2 protein-coding genes are annotated in these 19124 nt (G+C 71.7%); both read left to right on the top strand.

What is annotated here, in order from left to right; genetic code table 11:
- The first annotated feature begins 6 nt into the window (after nucleotides 1–6).
- Entirely contained in the window at nucleotides 7–13101 is a 13095-nt protein-coding gene (locus AB0A69_RS24515) for an SDR family NAD(P)-dependent oxidoreductase (RefSeq protein ID WP_361425843.1), read from the top strand.
- Nucleotides 13101–19097: a type I polyketide synthase gene (locus tag AB0A69_RS24510; RefSeq protein WP_361425816.1), complete on the top strand. Its 5997-nt coding sequence runs from the start codon at nucleotides 13101–13103 to the stop codon at nucleotides 19095–19097. The genes AB0A69_RS24515 and AB0A69_RS24510 overlap by 1 nt, the downstream gene beginning before the upstream one ends.
- Nucleotides 19098–19124 lie beyond the last annotated feature (27 nt).

Here is a 19124-nt window from a genome sequence, read left to right as displayed (position 1 = left end):
TCCACGCTGACCGGGGACACCACTGGTGATCTGACCGACCCGGAGTACTGGGTACGGCACGTCCGCGAGGCCGTCCGCTTCGCCGACGCGGTCCGCGCCCTGGACGCGGCAGGCGTAACCACGTACGTGGAGCTTGGTCCGGACGCGGTGCTGACCGCCATGGCCCAGCAGACCACCGACACCGCCACCTTCGTACCCACCCTGCGCCGGGACCGGGACGAGGCCACCGAGACCGTCACCGCTCTCGCCCGTCTCCACACCACCGGCACCCCCGTCGACTGGACGGCCTTCTACGCGGGCACCGGCGCCCGCCGCGTCGACCTGCCCACCTACGCCTTCCAACGCCAGCGCTACTGGATCACCCCTGAGGCCGGCGCGGGTGATGTCGCCTCCGCCGGCCTGGACGCGGCCGACCACCCTCTCCTGGGCGCGGCGGTCGCCCTGGCCGACACGGACGGCGTGGTGCTGACCGGCAGGCTGTCGACGGCGACGCAGCCGTGGCTCGCCGACCACGTCGTGGGCGGAACGGTTCTTTTCCCCGGCACCGGCTTCGTGGAACTGGCAGTCCGCGCCGGTGACCAGGTCGGCTGCGACGTCGTCGAGGAACTGACGCTGGAGGCGCCGCTCGCTCTGCCCGCGCAGGGAGCGGTCCAGGTGCAGTTGGCGGTGGGAGCGGCCGACGGCTCCGGCACTCGGACGCTCACGGTGCACTCCCGCGGCTCTCAGGACGCCCCCTGGACCCGGCATGCCACCGGGGTGCTGGCGCGCGGCGCCGTCCCGGGCCGCCTGGACCCGGCCCCGTGGCCGCCGGCCGGCGCCGAGCCCCTCGACGTCGAGGGCCTGTACGCCGACCTGGCCGGACTCGGCCTTCAGTACGGTCCCGTGTTCCAGGGGCTGAAGGCGGCCTGGCGCTCCGGCGACGACGTCTACGCCGAGGTCGCCCTCCCCGAGCAGGGACGCAAGGATGCCGAGCGGCTCGGTCTGCACCCTGCAGTCCTCGACGCCGCCCTGCACGCCGTCAGCTTCACCGGCGTCACCGGCGGCCAGGCTGCGCTTCCGTTCGCGTGGTCGGGGGTGAGCCTGCACGCCGTGGGCGCGTCCACCGTCCGCGTACGGTTGACGCCCACGGGATCGGGCGTCGCCCTCGCGGTCGCCGACACCGACGGTCGGCCGGTGGCCACGGTCGAGTCGCTGGTGCTGCGACCGATATCGGAGGAGCAGCTGGCCGCGGCTCGGGCCGGCGGCACCCACGACGCTCTGTTCCGGGTCGAATGGACCCCGGTGCCCGCCGCGACCGGTCCGCTGCCGCAGGACGTGGCAGTGGTGCGCACCACTGCCGGATCGGACGCGGGTGCGGTGCGGGCGGCGACGGCGTCGGTGTTGGAGGCGCTGCAGTCGGACGCGAGTCGGCTCGTGGTGGTGACGCGGGGTGCGGTGGCGTTGCCGGGTGAGGATGTCACCGATCTGGCGGGTGCGGCCGTGTGGGGTCTGGTGCGTTCGGCGCAGTCGGAGGACCCGGGCCGTTTCGTGCTGGTCGACACCGATCAGGAGGACGTGGAGACGGCGGCGTCCCTGGCGCTGGGATCGGGTGAGCCGCAGGTGGCGGTCCGGGACGGTGTGGTGTTCGGTGCCCGCCTCGTTCGTCAGCCCGCGGCCGACGAGCCGTTGGCCGAGCCGCGTTTCTCGGCTGAGGGGACGGTGCTGGTCACGGGTGCGACGGGCACACTGGGCGGGTTGTTCGCGCGGCATCTGGTGTCGGAGTACGGGGTGCGGCGTCTGCTGCTGCTCAGCCGGCGCGGCGAGCGGGCACCGGGTGCGGCCGAGTTGGTGGCGGAGCTGTCGGGGTTCGGCGCCGAGGTGACGGTGGCGGCCTGTGACGCGGCCGACCGCGAGGCGTTGGCGGCGCTCCTCGCCGGGGTCGATGACCTGTCGGCGGTGGTGCATGTGGCCGGTGTTCTGGACGACGGTGTGATCGCTTCTTTGACTCCGAAGCGGCTTGAGAGGGTTTTCCGTCCGAAGGTGGACGCGGCGCTGAACCTGCATGAGCTGACCGCGGACCGTGACCTGACGGCGTTCGTGCTCTTCTCCTCCGGGTCCGGAACCCTCGGTACCCCGGGTCAGGGCAACTACGCGGCGGCCAACGCCTTCCTCGACGCGTTGGCGACTCATCGCCAGGCCAACGGCCTTCCCGCACAGTCCCTCGCCTGGGGCCTGTGGGACGGCGGCATGGCCGGAGCCCTCGACGAAGCGGAGCGCGACCGTATCTCCGAGAGCGGCATCCACGCCCTCAGCCCCGAGGAGGGCACTGCCCTCTTCGACACCGCGCAGCGGTGCGCGGACCCCGTCCTCGTCCCGGCCAGGTTCGACCTGGGCGCGCTGCGCACACAGGGCGACGCTCTTCCCGCCCTCTTCCGCACCCTGGTCCCCAGTGCGGTACGGCGCCGGCGCAGCACCGGCACATCCGGGCCCGAAGCCGGTGCGCTACGGCAGCGGCTTGCCAGGCTCCCGCAGGACGAGCGACTGCCGGCGCTGCTCGACGTCGTCCTCGGCCGGGCGGCGCTCGTCCTCGGCTTCGCGGAGGCCGACGCGATCGAGGCCGAGCGCGCCTTCCGCGACCTTGGCGTCGATTCCCTGGCCGCGGTCGAGCTCCGCAACGGACTGAACGAGGACACGGGGCTGCGGCTGCCCGCCACCCTTGTCTTCGACTACCCCACCCCGACCGAACTGGCCCGCCACCTCCTTGAGGAGCTGTCGGACGAGGACGCCGATGGACCGGTCGCTCTGGCCACGGCGACGGCCGTCACGGACGGCGATCCGATCGTGATCGTGGGGATGAGCTGCCGGTACCCGGGCGGGGTGGAGACGCCGGAGGCGTTGTGGCGGCTGGTGGCCGACGGGGTGGACGGGGTGTCGGAGTTCCCGGTCGACCGTGGCTGGAACGTCGAGGAGTTGTACGACCCGGCGTCCGAGCGGCCGAACACCAGTTACGTCAAGCACGGCGGCTTCCTGCACGACGCCGCCGACTTCGACCCGGCGTTCTTCGGGATCTCACCGAACGAGGCGTTGGGCATGGATCCGCAGCAGCGGCTGCTGCTGGAGACGTCGTGGGAGGCGATCGAGCGGGCGGGCATCGACCCGGCCACGCTGAAGGGCTCGGCCACCGGGGTGTTCGCCGGGATGATGTACCACGACTACGCGGGCAACAGCGGCACAGGCTCCGTCGCCTCCGGGCGGGTCTCGTATGTGTTCGGCTTCGAGGGGCCGGCTGTCACGGTCGACACGGCGTGTTCGTCGTCCCTGGTGGCGCTGCATCTTGCCGTGCAGGCGCTGCGGTCGGGTGAGTGCTCGCTGGCGCTGGCCGGTGGTGTGGCGGTGATGGCGACGCCGGAGGCGTTCGTGGAGTTCAGCCGCCAGCGGGGCCTTGCTCCCGACGGCCGCTGCAAGTCGTTCGCCGCCTCCACCGACGGCACGGCCTGGGGTGAAGGTGTGGGCATGCTGCTCGTGGAGCGGCTGTCGGATGCCCGTCGTCATGGTCATCCTGTCCTTGCGGTGGTCAAGGGTTCGGCGGTGAACCAGGACGGCGCGAGCAATGGCCTGACCGCCCCCAACGGCCCGTCGCAGGCGCGTGTCATCCGGCAGGCGCTGGCCAATGCACAGCTTGCCTCCGAGCACGTCGATGTCGTGGAGGCGCACGGTACGGGTACGACGTTGGGTGATCCGATCGAGGCGCAGGCGTTGCTGGCGACGTACGGGCAGGACCGGCCGGCCGACCGGCCGTTGTGGCTGGGTTCGCTGAAGTCGAACCTGGGTCATACGCAGGCGGCTGCGGGTGTGGGCGGCATCATCAAGATGGTCGAGGCGATCCGGAACGGGGTGTTGCCCAAGACCCTGCACGTGGACGAGCCGTCGTCGAAGGTGGACTGGGATTCGGGGAACGTGCGGTTGCTGACGGAGTCGCGGCCGTGGCCGGAGACGGGCCGTCCGCGTCGGGCGGGCGTGTCGTCGTTCGGGATCAGCGGCACGAACGCCCACGTGATCATCGAGCAGGCTCCGGAGGCCCCGGAGCCGTCCAAGGCCCTCCCGGCCGACAAGACGCTTCCCCTCGTGCCCTGGCTGCTGTCCGCGAGGACGGACGAGGCCCTGCGCGGACAGGCCGAGCGGCTGCAGTCCCACCTGGAGTCCGACCCCGACCTGCGTCCCCTCGACGTGGGCTTCTCCTTGGTGAGCGATCGGGCTGCGATGGAGCATCGGCTCGCCGTTGTGGGTGCTGACCGTGATGAGTTGCTGGCTGGTCTGTCGGCGTTCGTGGAGGGCCGGCCGACGGCGGGTGTGGTGCAGGGCAGCACGCGGGGTTCTGGGCGTACGGCGTTCTTGTTCGGTGGGCAGGGTGCGCAGCGGCTGGGAATGGGCCGGGGGTTGTATGAGGCGTTCCCGGTGTTCGCGGAGGCCTTCGACGCGGTTGTGGCCGAGGTTGGTCTGCCGCTGCAGGACGTGATGTGGGGCCAGGACGCGGAGCGTCTGGACCGCACCGAATTCGCTCAGCCTGCGCTGTTCGCGATCGAGGTGGCGCTGTTCCGGCTGCTGGAGTCGTGGGGCATCAAGCCCGACTACCTGGCGGGGCATTCGATCGGTGAGTTCGCGGCCGCTCATGTGGCCGGGGTGCTGTCGCTGGGGGATGCGGCGCGGCTGGTTGTGGCGCGGGGCCGGCTGATGCAGGCGCTGCCGCAGGGCGGGGCGATGGTGGCCGTGCAGGCGGCTGAGGACGAGGTCCGCCCGCTGCTGTCCGACACGGTCGGTATCGCGGCGGTCAACGGCCCGCAGGCCGTGGTCGTCTCCGGTGCTCGGGCCGAGGTTTTGGCCATCAAGGAGCGTTTCGAGGCGGAGGGTCGTAAGGCGACGCGGCTGCGGGTCTCGCACGCGTTCCACTCCCCGCTGATGGAACCGATGCTGGAGGACTTCCGCACCGTCGCACAGTCGGTGACCTACAGCGAGCCGTCGATCCCGATCGTGTCCACGCTGACCGGGGACACCACTGGTGATCTGACCGATCCGGAGTACTGGGTACGGCACGTCCGCGAGGCCGTCCGCTTCGCCGGCGCGGTCCGCGCCCTGGACGCGGCAGGCGTAACCACGTACGTGGAGCTTGGTCCGGACGCGGTGCTGACCGCCATGGCCCAGCAGACCACCGAGACGGGCACCTTCGTCCCGACCTTGCGCCGGGACCGGGACGAGGCCACCGAGACCGTCACCGCTCTCGCCCGTCTCCACACCACCGGCACCCCCGTCGACTGGACGGCCTTCTACGCGGGCACCGGCGCCCGCCGCGTCGACCTGCCCACCTACGCCTTCCAACGCCAGCGCTACTGGCTCGACTCCCTGGAGTACTGGGCGGACGCCTGGGCCGGTGCGGACACCGGTGGTGTCACCTCGGTCGGCCTCGACCCCGCGACGCATCCGCTGCTGGGCGCGGTGGTGGCGTCCCCGGACGCCGACGGCGTCGTCCTCACGGGCCGGTTGTCGACGGCGTCCCAGCCGTGGCTGGGAGACCACGTGGTCGGCGGCACCGCGCTCTTCCCGGGCGCCGGCCTGGTCGAGCTGGCGATCGCCGCCGGCGACCGCGTGGGCTGCGACCGACTGGAAGAACTCACCCTGGAAGTGCCGCTCGTTCTGCCGGAGCGCGGCGGCATTGCCGTGCAGGTCGTGGTCGGCGCCGCCGATGAGGACGGTTCCCGTCCGGTCAGCGTGTACACGCGCGCCGACGACGACGAGCAGCCCTGGACGCGGCATGCCACGGGCGTGCTGTCCACCGCCACCGTCGCATCGGGCGTCGCCTTCGACCTCGCTCAGTGGCCTCCGTCCCGTGCCCACGCTGTTGATCTGCGGGGCTGGTACGACACCCTCGCGGAGGCGGGTCTGGAGTACGGGCCGGTGTTCCAGGGGCTCACGGCCGCTTGGCGCGACGGCGAGGAGATCTACGCCGAGGTGTCCCTGCCCGAGGACGCCGACGTGGAGGGCTTCGGCCTGCACCCGGCGCTCCTGGACGCCTGCCTGCACGGGACCGGGCTGCTCGACGGCGGTGCCGACTCGGTGAGACTGCCGTTCGCGTGGACCGGGGTCTCGCTGTACGCCACGGGGGCATCCCGTGTTCGCGTCCGGCTGTCCCGCACGGGTGCCGACGGTGTCACCCTGGCGATCGCCGACACTCAGGGTCGTCCGGTGGCCTCGATCGACGCCCTGGTCCTGCGCACCATGGCGGCGGACCGGCTGACGGCTGCCGGGTCCGGTTTCCACGAGTCGCTGTTCCAGCTGGACTGGGTGCAGCTGCCCGCCGGCCGGTCCGGTGACCAGCCGCAGGACGCGGTCGTCTTCCACAGCCCGTCCGGGGTGGATGCGGCGGCGGTGCGGGCGGGGACGGCCGCGGTGCTGGCCGCCCTGCAGGCGGCCGAGGGACGGTTGGTGGTGGTGACCGGCGGTGCGGTGGCGTTGCCGGGTGAGGATGTCACCGATCTGGCGGGTGCGGCCGTGTGGGGTCTGGTGCGGTCGGCGCAGTCGGAGGACCCGGGGCGGTTCGTTCTCGTCGACACGGACGACCCGGCGGCCGTGCCACTGGCGCTGGCCTCGGGAGAGCCCCAGGTCGTCGTGCGGAACGGTGTGGTGCACGGCGCCCGTTTGGTGCGTACCCGGGCGGCACAGGATGAGGGGGCAGTGGGGGCCGTGCCCGCTTCGGTCTTCTCGGCTGAGGGGACGGTGCTGGTCACCGGCGCGTCGGGCACCTTGGGCGGGTTGTTCGCGCGGCATCTGGTGTCGGAGTACGGGGTGCGGCGTCTGCTGCTGACCAGTCGGCGCGGCGAGCGGGCACCGGGTATGCCCGAGTTGACGGCGGAACTGTCGGGGTTCGGCGCCGAGGTGACGGTGGCGGCGTGTGACGCCGCGGACCGCGAGGCCTTGGCGGTGCTCCTCGCCGGGGTGGAGGACCTGTCGGCGGTGGTGCATGTGGCCGGGGTTCTGGACGACGGTGTGATCGCTTCCCTGACTCCCGAGCGCTTGGACACCGTGCTGCGCCCGAAGGTGGACGCGGCGCTCAACCTGCACGAGCTGACCGCGGACCGCGGCCTCACCGCCTTCGTGCTGTTCTCCTCGGCCTCCGGAACACTCGGCAATCCCGGCCAGGGCAACTACGCTGCGGCCAACGCCTTCCTTGATGCTCTGGCGGCTCATCGCCAGGCGAACGGCCTTCCTGCGCAGTCCCTCGCCTGGGGTCTGTGGGGCGGTGGCATGGCCGGCGAGCTGAGCCAGACCGACCTCGACCGGATGAACAGCACCGGGGTGTACACGCTCAGCCCTGAGCAGGGCTTGGAGCTGTTCGACACGGCGTCGGCGCTGCCTGCGCCCGCCCTGGTCCCCATGCGCCTGGACGTCAAGCGACTCGGTGCCGGTCCCGGTGAGCTGTCCGAGCTGTTCCGCGGCCTGGTCCGCCGCCCCGCCCGCAGGACGGTCGGCGGCGCGGGGACGGACAGCGGCGCTGCTTCAGCCCTGGTCGAGCGCCTGGCAGGCAAGTCCCCCGAGGCGCAGGAGGAGGAGGTGCTGAGCCTCATCCGCGCCACGTCCGCCGCGACCCTCGGTCACGCCGGCCCGGAGTCGATCGACCCCGAGCAGGCGTTCAGCGAGCTGGGCTTCGACTCGCTCAGCGCGGTCGAGTTCCGCAACCGCCTCGGCGGGGCCGTCGGCAGGCGGCTGCCTGCCACCCTCGTCTTCGACTACCCCACACCGACGGTCCTCGCCCGGCACCTGGTCCAGGAGATCACCGGGACCGCCGACGACGGCGCCGCCGTGACCGTGACCGCGGCCGTGGCCGATGACGACCCGATCGTGATCGTCGGCATGAGCTGTCGTTACCCGGGCGGCGTGGAGACGCCGGAGGACCTGTGGCGGCTGGTGGCCGATGGGGTGGACGCGGTGTCGGAGTTCCCGGCCGACCGCGGCTGGAACATCGACGAGCTGTACGACCCGAGCTCGGAGCGGCCGAACACCAGTTACGTCAAGCACGGTGGCTTCCTCCACGACGCCGCCGACTTCGACCCGGCCTTCTTCGGCATTTCACCGAACGAAGCCCTCACCATGGACCCGCAGCAGCGCCTTCTGCTGGAAACGTCCTGGGAGGCGATCGAGCGGGCGGGCATCGACCCGGCCACGCTGAAGGGCTCGGCCACCGGCGTGTATGCCGGGATGATGTACCACGACTACCAGGACAACACGAACACCGGCTCCGTCGCCTCCGGGCGCGTCTCGTACACCTTCGGGCTGGAGGGCCCCTCGGTCACCGTGGACACGGCGTGTTCGTCGTCGCTGGTGGCGCTGCACCTGGCGGCGCAGGCGCTGCGCTCGGGCGAGTGCTCGCTGGCTCTCGCCGGCGGTGTGGCGGTCATGGCGACGCCGGAGGCGTTCGTGGAGTTCAGCCGCCAGCGCGGCCTTGCTCCCGACGGCCGCTGCAAGTCCTTCGCCGCCTCCACCGACGGCACCGCGTGGGGTGAGGGTGCCGGCATGCTCCTGCTGGAGCGGCTGTCCGACGCCCGGGCCAACGGTCACCCCGTCCTCGCCGTAGTCCGCGGCATCGCCGTCAACCAGGACGGCGCGAGCAACGGCCTGACCGCGCCCAACGGCCCGTCCCAGGTCCGGGTCATTCGGCAGGCGCTCGCCAACGCCGGGCTCGCCTCCCACCAGATCGACGCGGTGGAGGCGCACGGCACGGGCACCACCCTGGGCGATCCGATCGAGGCGCAGGCGGTCCTGGCCGCCTACGGCAAGGATCGCCGGGAGGATCTGCCCCTGTGGCTCGGTTCCATCAAGTCGAACATGGGCCATACGCAGGCAGCCGCGGGTGTCGGCGGCATCATCAAGATGGTCGAGGCGATCCGGCGCGGGGTGCTCCCCAAGACCCTGCACGTGGACGAACCGACCCCGCAGGTGGACTGGTCGGCGGGCCATGTCCGGCTGCTGACCGAGGCCCGGCCGTGGCCGGAGACCGGCCGCCCCCGCCGGGCGGGCGTGTCCTCGTTCGGCATCAGCGGGACGAACGCCCACGTCATCATCGAGCAGGCCGTCGAGCCCGAGCCCGCCATGCCGCAGACCCCGGCTACCCGTACTCTCCCCGTCGTCCCCTTCGTCATCTCCGGCAAGACCCCGGAGGCCCTGCTCGGCCAGGCCGAGCGGCTGAAGTCCCATCTGGCGTCCCGTCCCGACCTCCGCCCGCTTGACGTCGCCTACTCCCTCGCCACCCGCCGCACCGCACTGGACTTCCGCGCCGGGGTGACGGCTGCCGACCGCGATGAGCTGTTGGCGGGTCTGGCCGCGCTGGTGGAGGGCCGACCGGCGGCGGGTGTGGTGCAGGGCAGCACGCGGGGTTCTGGGCGTACGGCGTTCTTGTTCACCGGGCAGGGAGCACAGTGGATCGGGATGGGCCGGGAGCTGTACGAAACGTTCCCCGTCTTCGCCGAGGCCTTCGACACCGTGCTGGGCGTGATCGACCTGCCCTTGCGTGAGGTGATGTGGGGTGAGGACGCCGAGAGGCTCAACCGCACCGAGTCCACCCAACCTGCGCTGTTCGCGATCGAGGTGGCGCTGTTCCGGCTGCTGGAGTCGTGGGGTGTGCGTCCCGACTACTTGGCGGGGCATTCGATCGGCGAGTTCGCCGCCGCTCATGTGGCCGGAGTGCTGTCGTTGACGGACGCGGCGCAGCTGGTGACCGCGCGGGGCCGGCTGATGCAGGCGCTGCCGCAGGGCGGGGCCATGGTCGCCGTCCAGGCGAGCGAGGACGAGGTCCGCCCGCTGCTGTCCGACACGGTCGGTATCGCGGCGGTCAACGGCCCGCAAGCCGTCGTCGTCTCCGGCGCGGAGGGCGAAGCACTGCGCATCAAGGCCCATTTCGAGGCTGAGGGGCGTAGGACGACCAGGTTGAAGGTGTCGCACGCGTTCCACTCGCCGCTGATGGAGCCGATGCTGGAGGAGTTCCGCACGGCCGCCCGCAAGGTGACCTACGGCGAGCTGTCGGTCCCGATCGTCTCCACCCTCATCGGGCGGACGGCGACCGCCGCCGACCTGTCCGATCCGGAGTACTGGGTCCGACACGTCCGCGAGGCCGTCCGCTTCGCCGACGCCGTGCGAGTCCTGGAGTCCGAGGGGGTGACCCGATTCCTGGAACTCGGCCCGGACGCCGTACTGACGGCGATGGCGCAGCAGTCACTCGCGTCGGAGACGGCGGTCCTCACGGCCGCGCTCGGCCGGGACCGGCCCCAAGTTTCGACGCTGCTGGGCGCCGTGGCCCGCCTGCACGTCTCCGGTCTCACACCCGACTGGACGGCCTTCTACTCCGACACCGGAGCCCGTGCGCTCCACGACCTGCCGACCTACGCCTTCCAGCGCAGCACGTACTGGCTGGAGAGCACGTTCGGCACGGGGCTCACGCTGTCCGGGATGGGCATCGGCTTCTCCGGGCACGCGCTGCTGGGCGCGGCTGTGCCGCTGGCCGACATGGACGGTGTGGTGCTGACGGGGCGGTTGTCGACGGCGTCGCAGTCCTGGCTGACCGATCACGCGGTCGGCGGCACCGTCCTTTTCCCGGGTACCGGACTGGTCGAGCTGGCGATCCGCGCCGGTGACGAGGTCGGCTGCGACCGGCTGGAGGAGCTCACCTTGCAGGCTCCGCTGGTCCTGCCCGAGCGCGGCGGCGTCATCGTTCAGGTGTCCGTCGGCACGCCCGGGGATACGGGTGCACGGCCGGTCGCCATCCACTCGCGTGCCGAGGGCGACGACGAGCCCTGGGTGCGTCACGCCACGGGAACCCTGTCCTCCGCCGAACACGACACCCCGTTCGACCTGTCCGTATGGCCACCGAAGGGTGCGGAGCCGGTCGATGTGGAGGGTCTGTACGACGGGCTGGCGGAGGCGGGTCTGGAGTACGGGCCGGTGTTCCAGGGACTCACAGCCGCTTGGCGCGACGGTGAGGAGATCTACGCCGAGGTGTCCCTGCCCGAGGACGCCGACGTGGACGGCTTCGGCCTGCACCCGGCCCTCCTGGACGCCTGCCTGCACGCGATCGGGCTGCGCGAAACCGACGAGAGCCGGGCGGCGCGGCTGCCGTTCGCATGGACCGGAGTGACCTTCCACGCCTCGGGAGCCACCCGCGTACGCCTGAGGGTGGGTCCCGCCGGCTCGGACGGTGTCGCGCTGCAGGTGGCCGATGGCCTGGGTCGTCCGGTGGCCACGGTCGAGTCGCTGGCGTTGCGGGAGATATCTGCCGGGCAGCTGGCGTCGGCCCGGTCGGCGTTCCACGAGTCGCTGTTCCAGCTGGACTGGGTGCGGCTGCCGGTCGTGCAGGGAGGACCGCTGCCGGACGAGGTCGCGGTCCTGCGCACCGTCCCCGGCACGGACGCCGCCGCGGTGCGGTCGGAGGTCCAGCGCGTGCTGGCCGAACTGCAGTCGGACACGAGTCGGCTGGTGGTGGTGACCGGCGGTGCGGTGGCGTTGCCGGGTGAGGATGTCACCGATCTGGCGGGTGCGGCCGTGTGGGGTCTGGTGCGTTCGGCGCAGTCCGAGTCGCCCGACCGTTTCGTGCTGGTCGACACCGATCAGGAGGACCTGGAAGCGGCGGCGTCCCTGGCGCTCGGTGCGGGTGAGCCGCAGGTGGTGGTCCGGGACGGTGCGGTGTTCGGCGCCCGGCTCGCTCGGACACCGGTGCCGCCATCTGGCGAGGCGGTCCAGGCGTCGGTCTTCTCGGCTGAGGGGACGGTGCTGGTCACGGGTGCGTCGGGCACCTTGGGCGGGTTGTTCGTGCGGCATCTGGTGTCGGAGTACGGGGTGCGGCGTCTGCTGCTGACCAGTCGGCGTGGCGAGCGGGCACCGGGTATGCCCGAGTTGGTGGCGGAGCTGTCGGGGTTCGGCGCCGAGGTGACGGTGGCGGCGTGTGACGCCGCGGACCGCGAGGCCTTGGCGGTGCTCCTCGCCGGGGTGGAGGACCTGTCGGCGGTGGTGCATGTGGCCGGGGTTCTGGACGACGGTGTGATCGCCTCCCTGACTCCCGAGCGCTTGGACGCCGTGCTGCGTCCGAAGGTGGACGCGGCGCTGAATCTGCACGAGCTGACCGCGGACCGCGGCCTCACCGCCTTCGTGCTGTTCTCCTCCGCTGCCGGTGTCTTCGGTAATCCGGGTCAGGGCAACTACGCTGCGGCGAACGCGTTCCTTGATGCTCTGGCGGCTCATCGCCAGGCGAACGGCCTTCCTGCGCAGTCCCTTGCCTGGGGTCTGTGGGGGGCTGAGGCAGGCGGGATGGCGGAGGGGTTGGATCAGGCGGACCGGGGGCGTATGCAGCGCACGGGGGTGCAGGAGATCTCCGTCGGGGAGGGTCTGGAGCTGTTCGACACGGCGTCGGCGCTGCCCGGACCGGCCCTGGTCCCCATCCGGCTGGATCTGAAGGCCCTGCGCACCGCCGCCGACGATCTGCCCGCCCTGTTCCGGGGCCTGATCCGCACCACCCCACGACGCACCGCACCAGCCGGCGGCGGGTCGGACGCTCCGGCCCTGCTCCGGCAGCAGCTCACCGGCCTTCCTTCCGAGGAGCAGCAGGCCCTGCTGCTGGACACGGTCCGGGCCAACGCCGCCGCCATCCTCGGCCATGCGGACGCGAACGCCGTCGACCCGGACCGGGCCTTCAGCGAGCTGGGCTTCGACTCCCTCAGCGCGGTGGAGCTCAGGAACCTGCTCAACGGCGTCACCGGGCTGCGACTGCCGCCCACGCTCGTCTTCGACTATCCCGATGCCAGGGCGCTGGCCGACTACATGCGATCCGAACTCGTTCCGGACTCGGGCGGCACCGCCGAGGGTGCGGCCCCGGGCGAGGAACAGATCCGCGCCGTCCTGACGTCCCTGCCGATCGGCAGGCTGCGGGACGCAGGCCTGCTGGACGCGCTGCTCGAACTCGGCGGGATCCACGACGTACGGGCCGAGGCGGACCAGGCCGACGAGGACTTCGAGGGCTCGATCGACGACATGGACACCGAAAGTCTCATCAGCCTGGCGCTCGGCGGCGGGGAAGCGGGAGAACTGTGATGACCGGCTCAGACCAGCAGAAGATCGTCGACGCGCTCCGGACGGCACTCAAGGAGACCGAGCGGCTGCGGGCCCAGAACAAGAAGCTCACGGCCACCCTTCGTGAGCCCATCGCCATCGTCGGGATGAGCTGTCGTTACCCGGGCGGCGTGGAGACGCCGGAGGACCTGTGGCGGCTGGTGGCCGACGGGGTGGACGCGGTGTCGGAGTTCCCGGCCGACCGCGGCTGGGACGTCGACCGGCTCTTCGACCCGACCTCCGAGCGGCCGAACACCAGTTACGTCAAGCACGGCGGCTTCCTGCACGGCGCTGCCGACTTCGACCCGTCCGTCTTCGGGATCTCACCGAACGAGGCGCTGGTCATGGATCCGCAGCAGCGGCTGCTCCTGGAGACGGCCTGGGAGGCGATCGAGCGGGCGGGCATCGACCCGGTCACCTTGAAGGGGTCGGCCACCGGCGTGTTCGCCGGGATGATGTACCACGACTACGCCGCCAACGCGAACACGGGCTCCATCGCCTCCGGCCGGATCTCCTACGCTCTCGGTCTCGAGGGCCCCTCGGTGACCATGGACACCGCCTGCTCCTCCTCCCTCGTCGCGCTGAACTCCGCGGTGCAGGCGCTGCGGTCGGGTGACTGCTCGCTCGCCCTGGTCGGCGGCGTGTGCGTGATGGCCACGCCGGAGACCTTCGTGGAGTTCAGCCGTCAGCGGGGGCTGTCGCCTGACGGTCGGTGCAAGTCGTTCGCCGCTGCGGCGGACGGCACTGCCTGGGGTGAGGGTGTGGGCATGCTGCTGGTGGAGCGGCTGTCCGACGCGCGTGCCAACGGCCACCCCGTGCTCGCCGTGGTGTGCGGTATGGCCGTCAACCAGGACGGCGCGAGCAATGGCCTCACCGCCCCCAACGGCCCGTCGCAGGCGCGTGTCATCCGGCAGGCGCTGGCCAATGCACAGCTTGCCTCCGAGCACGTCGATGTCGTGGAGGCGCACGGTACGGGTACGACGTTGGGTGATCCGATCGAGGCGCAGGCGTTGCTGGCGACGTACGGGCAGGACCGGCCGGCCGACCGGCCGTTGTGGCTGGGTTCGTTGAAGTCGAACCTGGGTCATACGCAGGCGGCTGCGGGTGTGGGCGGCATCATCAAGATGGTCGAGGCGATCCGGAACGGGGTGTTGCCCAAGACCCTGCACGTGGACGAGCCGTCGTCGAAGGTGGACTGGGATTCGGGGAACGTGCGGTTGCTGACGGAGTCGCGGCCGTGGCCGGAGACGGGCCGTCCGCGTCGGGCGGGCGTGTCGTCGTTCGGGATCAGCGGCACCAATGCCCACGTGATCATCGAGCAGGCTCCGGAGGCACCCTTTCAGGAGCCCCCGGCCGCGGACGCGGTTGTGCCTACGATCCCCTTGGTCCTGTCTGCCAAGACTCCGGACGCCCTGCTCGGCCAGGCTGAGCGGCTGAAGTCCCGTCTGGAGTCCCGCCCCGACCTGCGCCCCCTGGACGTGGGCTTCTCCTTGGTGAGCGATCGGGCTGCGATGGACCGGCGCCTCGCCGTTGTGGGTGCTGACCGTGATGAGTTGCTGGCTGGTCTGTCGGCGTTCGTGGAGGGCCGGTCGGCGGCGGGTGTGGTGCAGGGCAGCACGCGGGGTTCTGGGCGTGCGGCGTTTTTGTTCGGTGGGCAGGGTGCGCAGCGGTTGGGGATGGGCCGGGGGTTGTATGAGGCGTTCCCGGTGTTCGCGGAGGCCTTCGACGCGGTTGTGGCGGAGGTTGGTCTGCCGCTGAAGGACGTGATGTGGGGCCGGGACGCGGAGCGTTTGGACCGCACGGAGTTTGCTCAGCCTGCGTTGTTCGCGATCGAGGTGGCGTTGTTCCGGCTGCTGGAGTCGTGGGGCATCAAGCCCGACTACTTGGCGGGGCATTCGATCGGTGAGTTCGCGGCGGCTCATGTGGCCGGGGTGCTGTCGTTGGCGGATGCGGCGCGGCTGGTTGTGGCGCGGGGCCGGCTGATGCAGGCGCTGCCGCAGGGCGGGGCGATGGTGGCCGTGCAGGCGGCTGAGGACGAGGTCCGCCCGCTGCTGTCCGACACGGTCGGTATCGCCGCGGTCAACGGCCCGCAGGCCGTCGTCGTCTCCGGCATGCAGGCCGAGGTTTTGGCCATCAAGGAGCGTTTCGAGGCGGAGGGTCGTAAGGCGACGCGGCTGCGGGTCTCGCACGCGTTCCACTCGCCGTTGATGGAACCGATGCTGGAGGAGTTCCGCACCGTCGCACAGTCGGTGACCTACAGCGAGCCGTCGATCCCGATCGTGTCCACGCTGACCGGGGACACCACTGGTGTGACCGATCCGGAGTACTGGGTGCGGCACGTCCGCGAGGCCGTCCGCTTCGCCGACGCGGTCCGTGCCCTGGACGCGGCTGGCGTGACCACGTACGTGGAGCTTGGTCCGGACGCGGTGCTGACCGCCATGGCCCAGCAGACCACCGAGACGGGCACCTTCGTGCCGACCCTGCGCCGGGACCGGGACGAGGCCACCGAGACCGTCACCGCCCTCGCCCGTCTCCACACCACCGGCACCCCCGTCGACTGGACGGCCTTCTACGCGGGCACCGGCGCCCGCCGCGTCGACCTGCCCACCTACGCCTTCCAACGCCAGCGCTACTGGCTCGACATGCTGGACTACCTCGCCGACTCCTGGGTCGCGCCCGAGCTGGGCGGCGTGGCGGACGCCGGCCTGGAGCCGACCGGTCACCCACTGCTGGGTGCCGCCGTGAACCTCGCTGACAGTGGCGGTGTGGTGTTGACCGGTCGGCTGTCGGTGGCAGCCCAGCCCTGGCTGGCCGAGCATGTCGTGGGCGGAACGGTCCTCTTCCCCGGTACCGGGCTGGTGGAGCTGGCGATCGCGGCCGGCGGCCGGGTCCACTGCGACCGACTGGAGGAACTCACGCTGAGCGCACCCCTGGTGGTGCCACAGGACGGGAGCGCCGTCGTCCAAGTCGTCGTGGAGGCGCCGGACGACTCCGGTGTACGCCGCACCGTGCGGGTCTACACGTGCGCTGAGGGTTCCGATGGCGACCAATGGACGTTGCACGCGACCGGCGTGCTGACCGTGCGGGGCGCCGAACAGGACACGGGCCTGGCCGAGTGGCCTCCGGTGGGGGCTCAGCGGGTTGATGTGGAGGGTCTGTACGACGGGCTGGCCGAGGCGGGTCTGGAGTACGGGCCGGTGTTCCAGGGACTCACGACCGCTTGGCGCGACGGCGAGGGGGTGGTCTATGCCGAGGTCTCCTTGCCCGAGGACGTCGATGTCGAGGGCTTCGGTGTGCACCCGGCGCTGTTGGACGCATGCCTGCACGCCATCGGCCTGGGGGCCGACAGTGGTGAGGATCGCTCGGCGCGGCTGCCGTTCGCGTGGGCGGGTGTGACGTTCCATGCTTCGGGCGCGACTCGTGTCCGGCTGAGGCTGACGTTCTCGGGGGATGCGGTTTCGTTGGACGTGGCCGATGGCCTGGGTCGTCCGGTGGCCACGGTCGAGTCGCTGGCGTTGCGGGAGATCTCTGCCGGGCAGCTGGCATCGGCCCGGTCGGCGTTCCACGAGTCGCTGTTCCAGCTGGACTGGGTGCAGCTGCCGGCAGCACGGAGCAGGCCGTTGCCGGAGGGAACGACGGTGCTCCAGGTAACTCCCGGTGCGGATGCGGCGGCGGTGCGGGCGGGGACGGCCGCGGTGCTGGGCGCCCTGCAGGCGGCCGAGGGACGGTTGGTGGTGGTGACCGGCGGTGCGGTGGCGTTGCCGGGTGAGGATGTCACCGATCTGGCGGGTGCGGCCGTGTGGGGTCTGGTGCGGTCGGCGCAGTCGGAGGACCCGGGGCGGTTCGTTCTCGTCGACACGGACGACCCGGCGGCCGTGCCACTGGCGCTGGCCTCGGGAGAGCCCCAGGTCGTCGTGCGGAACGGTGTGGTGCACGGCGCCCGTTTGGTGCGTACCCGGGCGGCACAGGATGAGGGGGCAGTGGGGGCCGTGCCCGCTTCGGTCTTCTCGGCTGAGGGGACGGTGCTGGTCACGGGTGCGTCGGGCACCTTGGGCGGGTTGTTCGCGCGGCATCTGGTGTCGGAGTACGGGGTGCGGCGTCTGCTGCTGACCAGTCGGCGCGGCGAGCGGGCACCGGGTATGCCCGAGTTGGTGGCGGAGCTGTCGGGGTTCGGCGCCGAGGTGACGGTGGCGGCGTGTGACGCCGCGGACCGCGAGGCCTTGGCGGTGCTCCTCGCCGGGGTGGAGGACCTGTCGGCGGTGGTGCATGTGGCCGGGGTTCTGGACGACGGTGTGATCGCCTCCCTGACTCCCGAGCGCTTGGACACCGTGCTGCGCCCGAAGGTGGACGCGGCGCTCAACCTGCACGAGCTGACCGCGGACCGCGGCCTCACCGCCTTCGTGCTGTTCTCCTCCGCTGCCGGTGTCTTCGGTAATCCGGGTCAGGGCAACTACGCTGCGGCCAACGCGTTCCTTGATGCTCTGGCGGCTCATCGCCAGGCGAACGGCCTTCCTGCGCAGTCCCTTGCCTGGGGTCTGTGGGGCGGTGGCATGGCCGGCGAGCTGAGCCAGACCGACCTCGACCGGATGAACAGCACCGGGGTGTACACGCTCAGCCCTGAGCAGGGCTTGGAGCTGTTCGACACGGCGTCGGCGCTGCCCGGACCGGCCCTGGTCCCCATCCGGCTGGATCTGAAGGCCCTGCGCACCGCCGCCGACGATCTGCCCGCCCTGTTCCGGGGCCTGATCCGCACCACCCCACGACGCACCGCGAGCGCCACGACGGACCACTCGGTGCTGCGCAGGAGACTGGACGGGCTCGACGCCGCGGATCGGGAGCGCGCGCTGCTGGACCTGGTGCTGGAGACTGCGGCCGCCGTGCTCGGGCACGCCGGTACGGACGCCATCGACCCGGAGAAGGACTTCCTGGAGGCGGGAGTCGACTCGCTGAGCGCGATGGAACTGCGCAGCCGGCTGAACGCGGCCTCGGGGCTGGACCTGCCCGCCATGGCGGTCTTCGACAGCAAGAGCCCGGCAGGACTGGCGCGCCGGATGGCCGAGGCAGTCCCCAGCGGCCTCAGCGGCCCCGGCGACCGCCCGGCGACCGCCGCCGACGGTGCGCAGGAGCCGGACACCGTCATCGGGCTGTTCCGCAGCACCGTCCTGGCCGGGGAGACGACGAAGGCGTTCAACCTGCTGCGGGCGGTGGCCGATCTCCGGCCCACGTTCGAGGCGTACGAGGACCTGCCGGCCCCCCTGGCGCCGGTGAGGCTGGCCGACGGACCCGCCCGACCGCGGCTGATCTGCCTGAGCACCCCCATGGCGACCGGGGGAGTGCACCAGCATGCCCGGCTGGCCGCGCACTTCCGCGACGTACGCAGCGTGGCGACACTGCCGTCGCCCGGGTTCCGAGGCGGCGAGCCGCTGCCGGGGTCGGTCAGCGCGCTGTGCTCGGCGCTGGCCCGGTCCGTGCAACAGGCGGCGGAGGGCGAGCCGTTCGTCCTGCTGGGCTACTCCTCCGGCGGGCTCCTCGCCCACGGCGTGGCGGCATGCCTGGAGGAGGAGCTGCGCACTCCGGCGGCCGGCCTGGTCCTCGTGGACACGTACCGCGTCACGCGGGAAGCGGGCGGTGGGATGCAGGCGCAGGTCTTCGAGCAGCTGGCCGGGGCGCTGGTCGACCGCGACTCGGAGTTCGGGCTGTTCGACACCGCGGGGCTGTCCGCGATGCGCGCCTACTTCGACCTGCTGCCGCAGTTCTCGCTCGCTCCGCTCGCCGCACCGGTCCTGTTCGTCGGCGCGGGACGCTCCTTCCTCTCGGGCGGTACGGAGTCCGCCGGAGCCGACGACGGCTGGCAGGCCCGGCCGTGGCATCCGGAACACACCTACCGGACGGTGCCGGCGACCCACTTCACCATCGTCGAGGAGGACGCCGAGCACACCGCCCGGACGGTGGAGGAGTGGATCACAGGGGTGCTGTAGGGGCGGTGCGGGCGCCGTGTCGGCCCT

The sequence above is a fragment of the Streptomyces sp. NPDC045431 genome (genome assembly GCF_040646655.1).
Lineage (GTDB): Bacteria > Actinomycetota > Actinomycetes > Streptomycetales > Streptomycetaceae > Streptomyces.
Note: the sequence above shows the minus strand (reverse complement) of the source record. Positions and strands in the feature narration are given on the sequence as shown.

Bases quoted from the DNA above. Each gene is read 5' to 3' on its own strand.
- AB0A69_RS24510 (WP_361425816.1), top strand. From the start codon at position 13,101: ATGACCGGCTCAGACCAGCAGAAGATCGTCGACGCGCTCCGGACGGCA.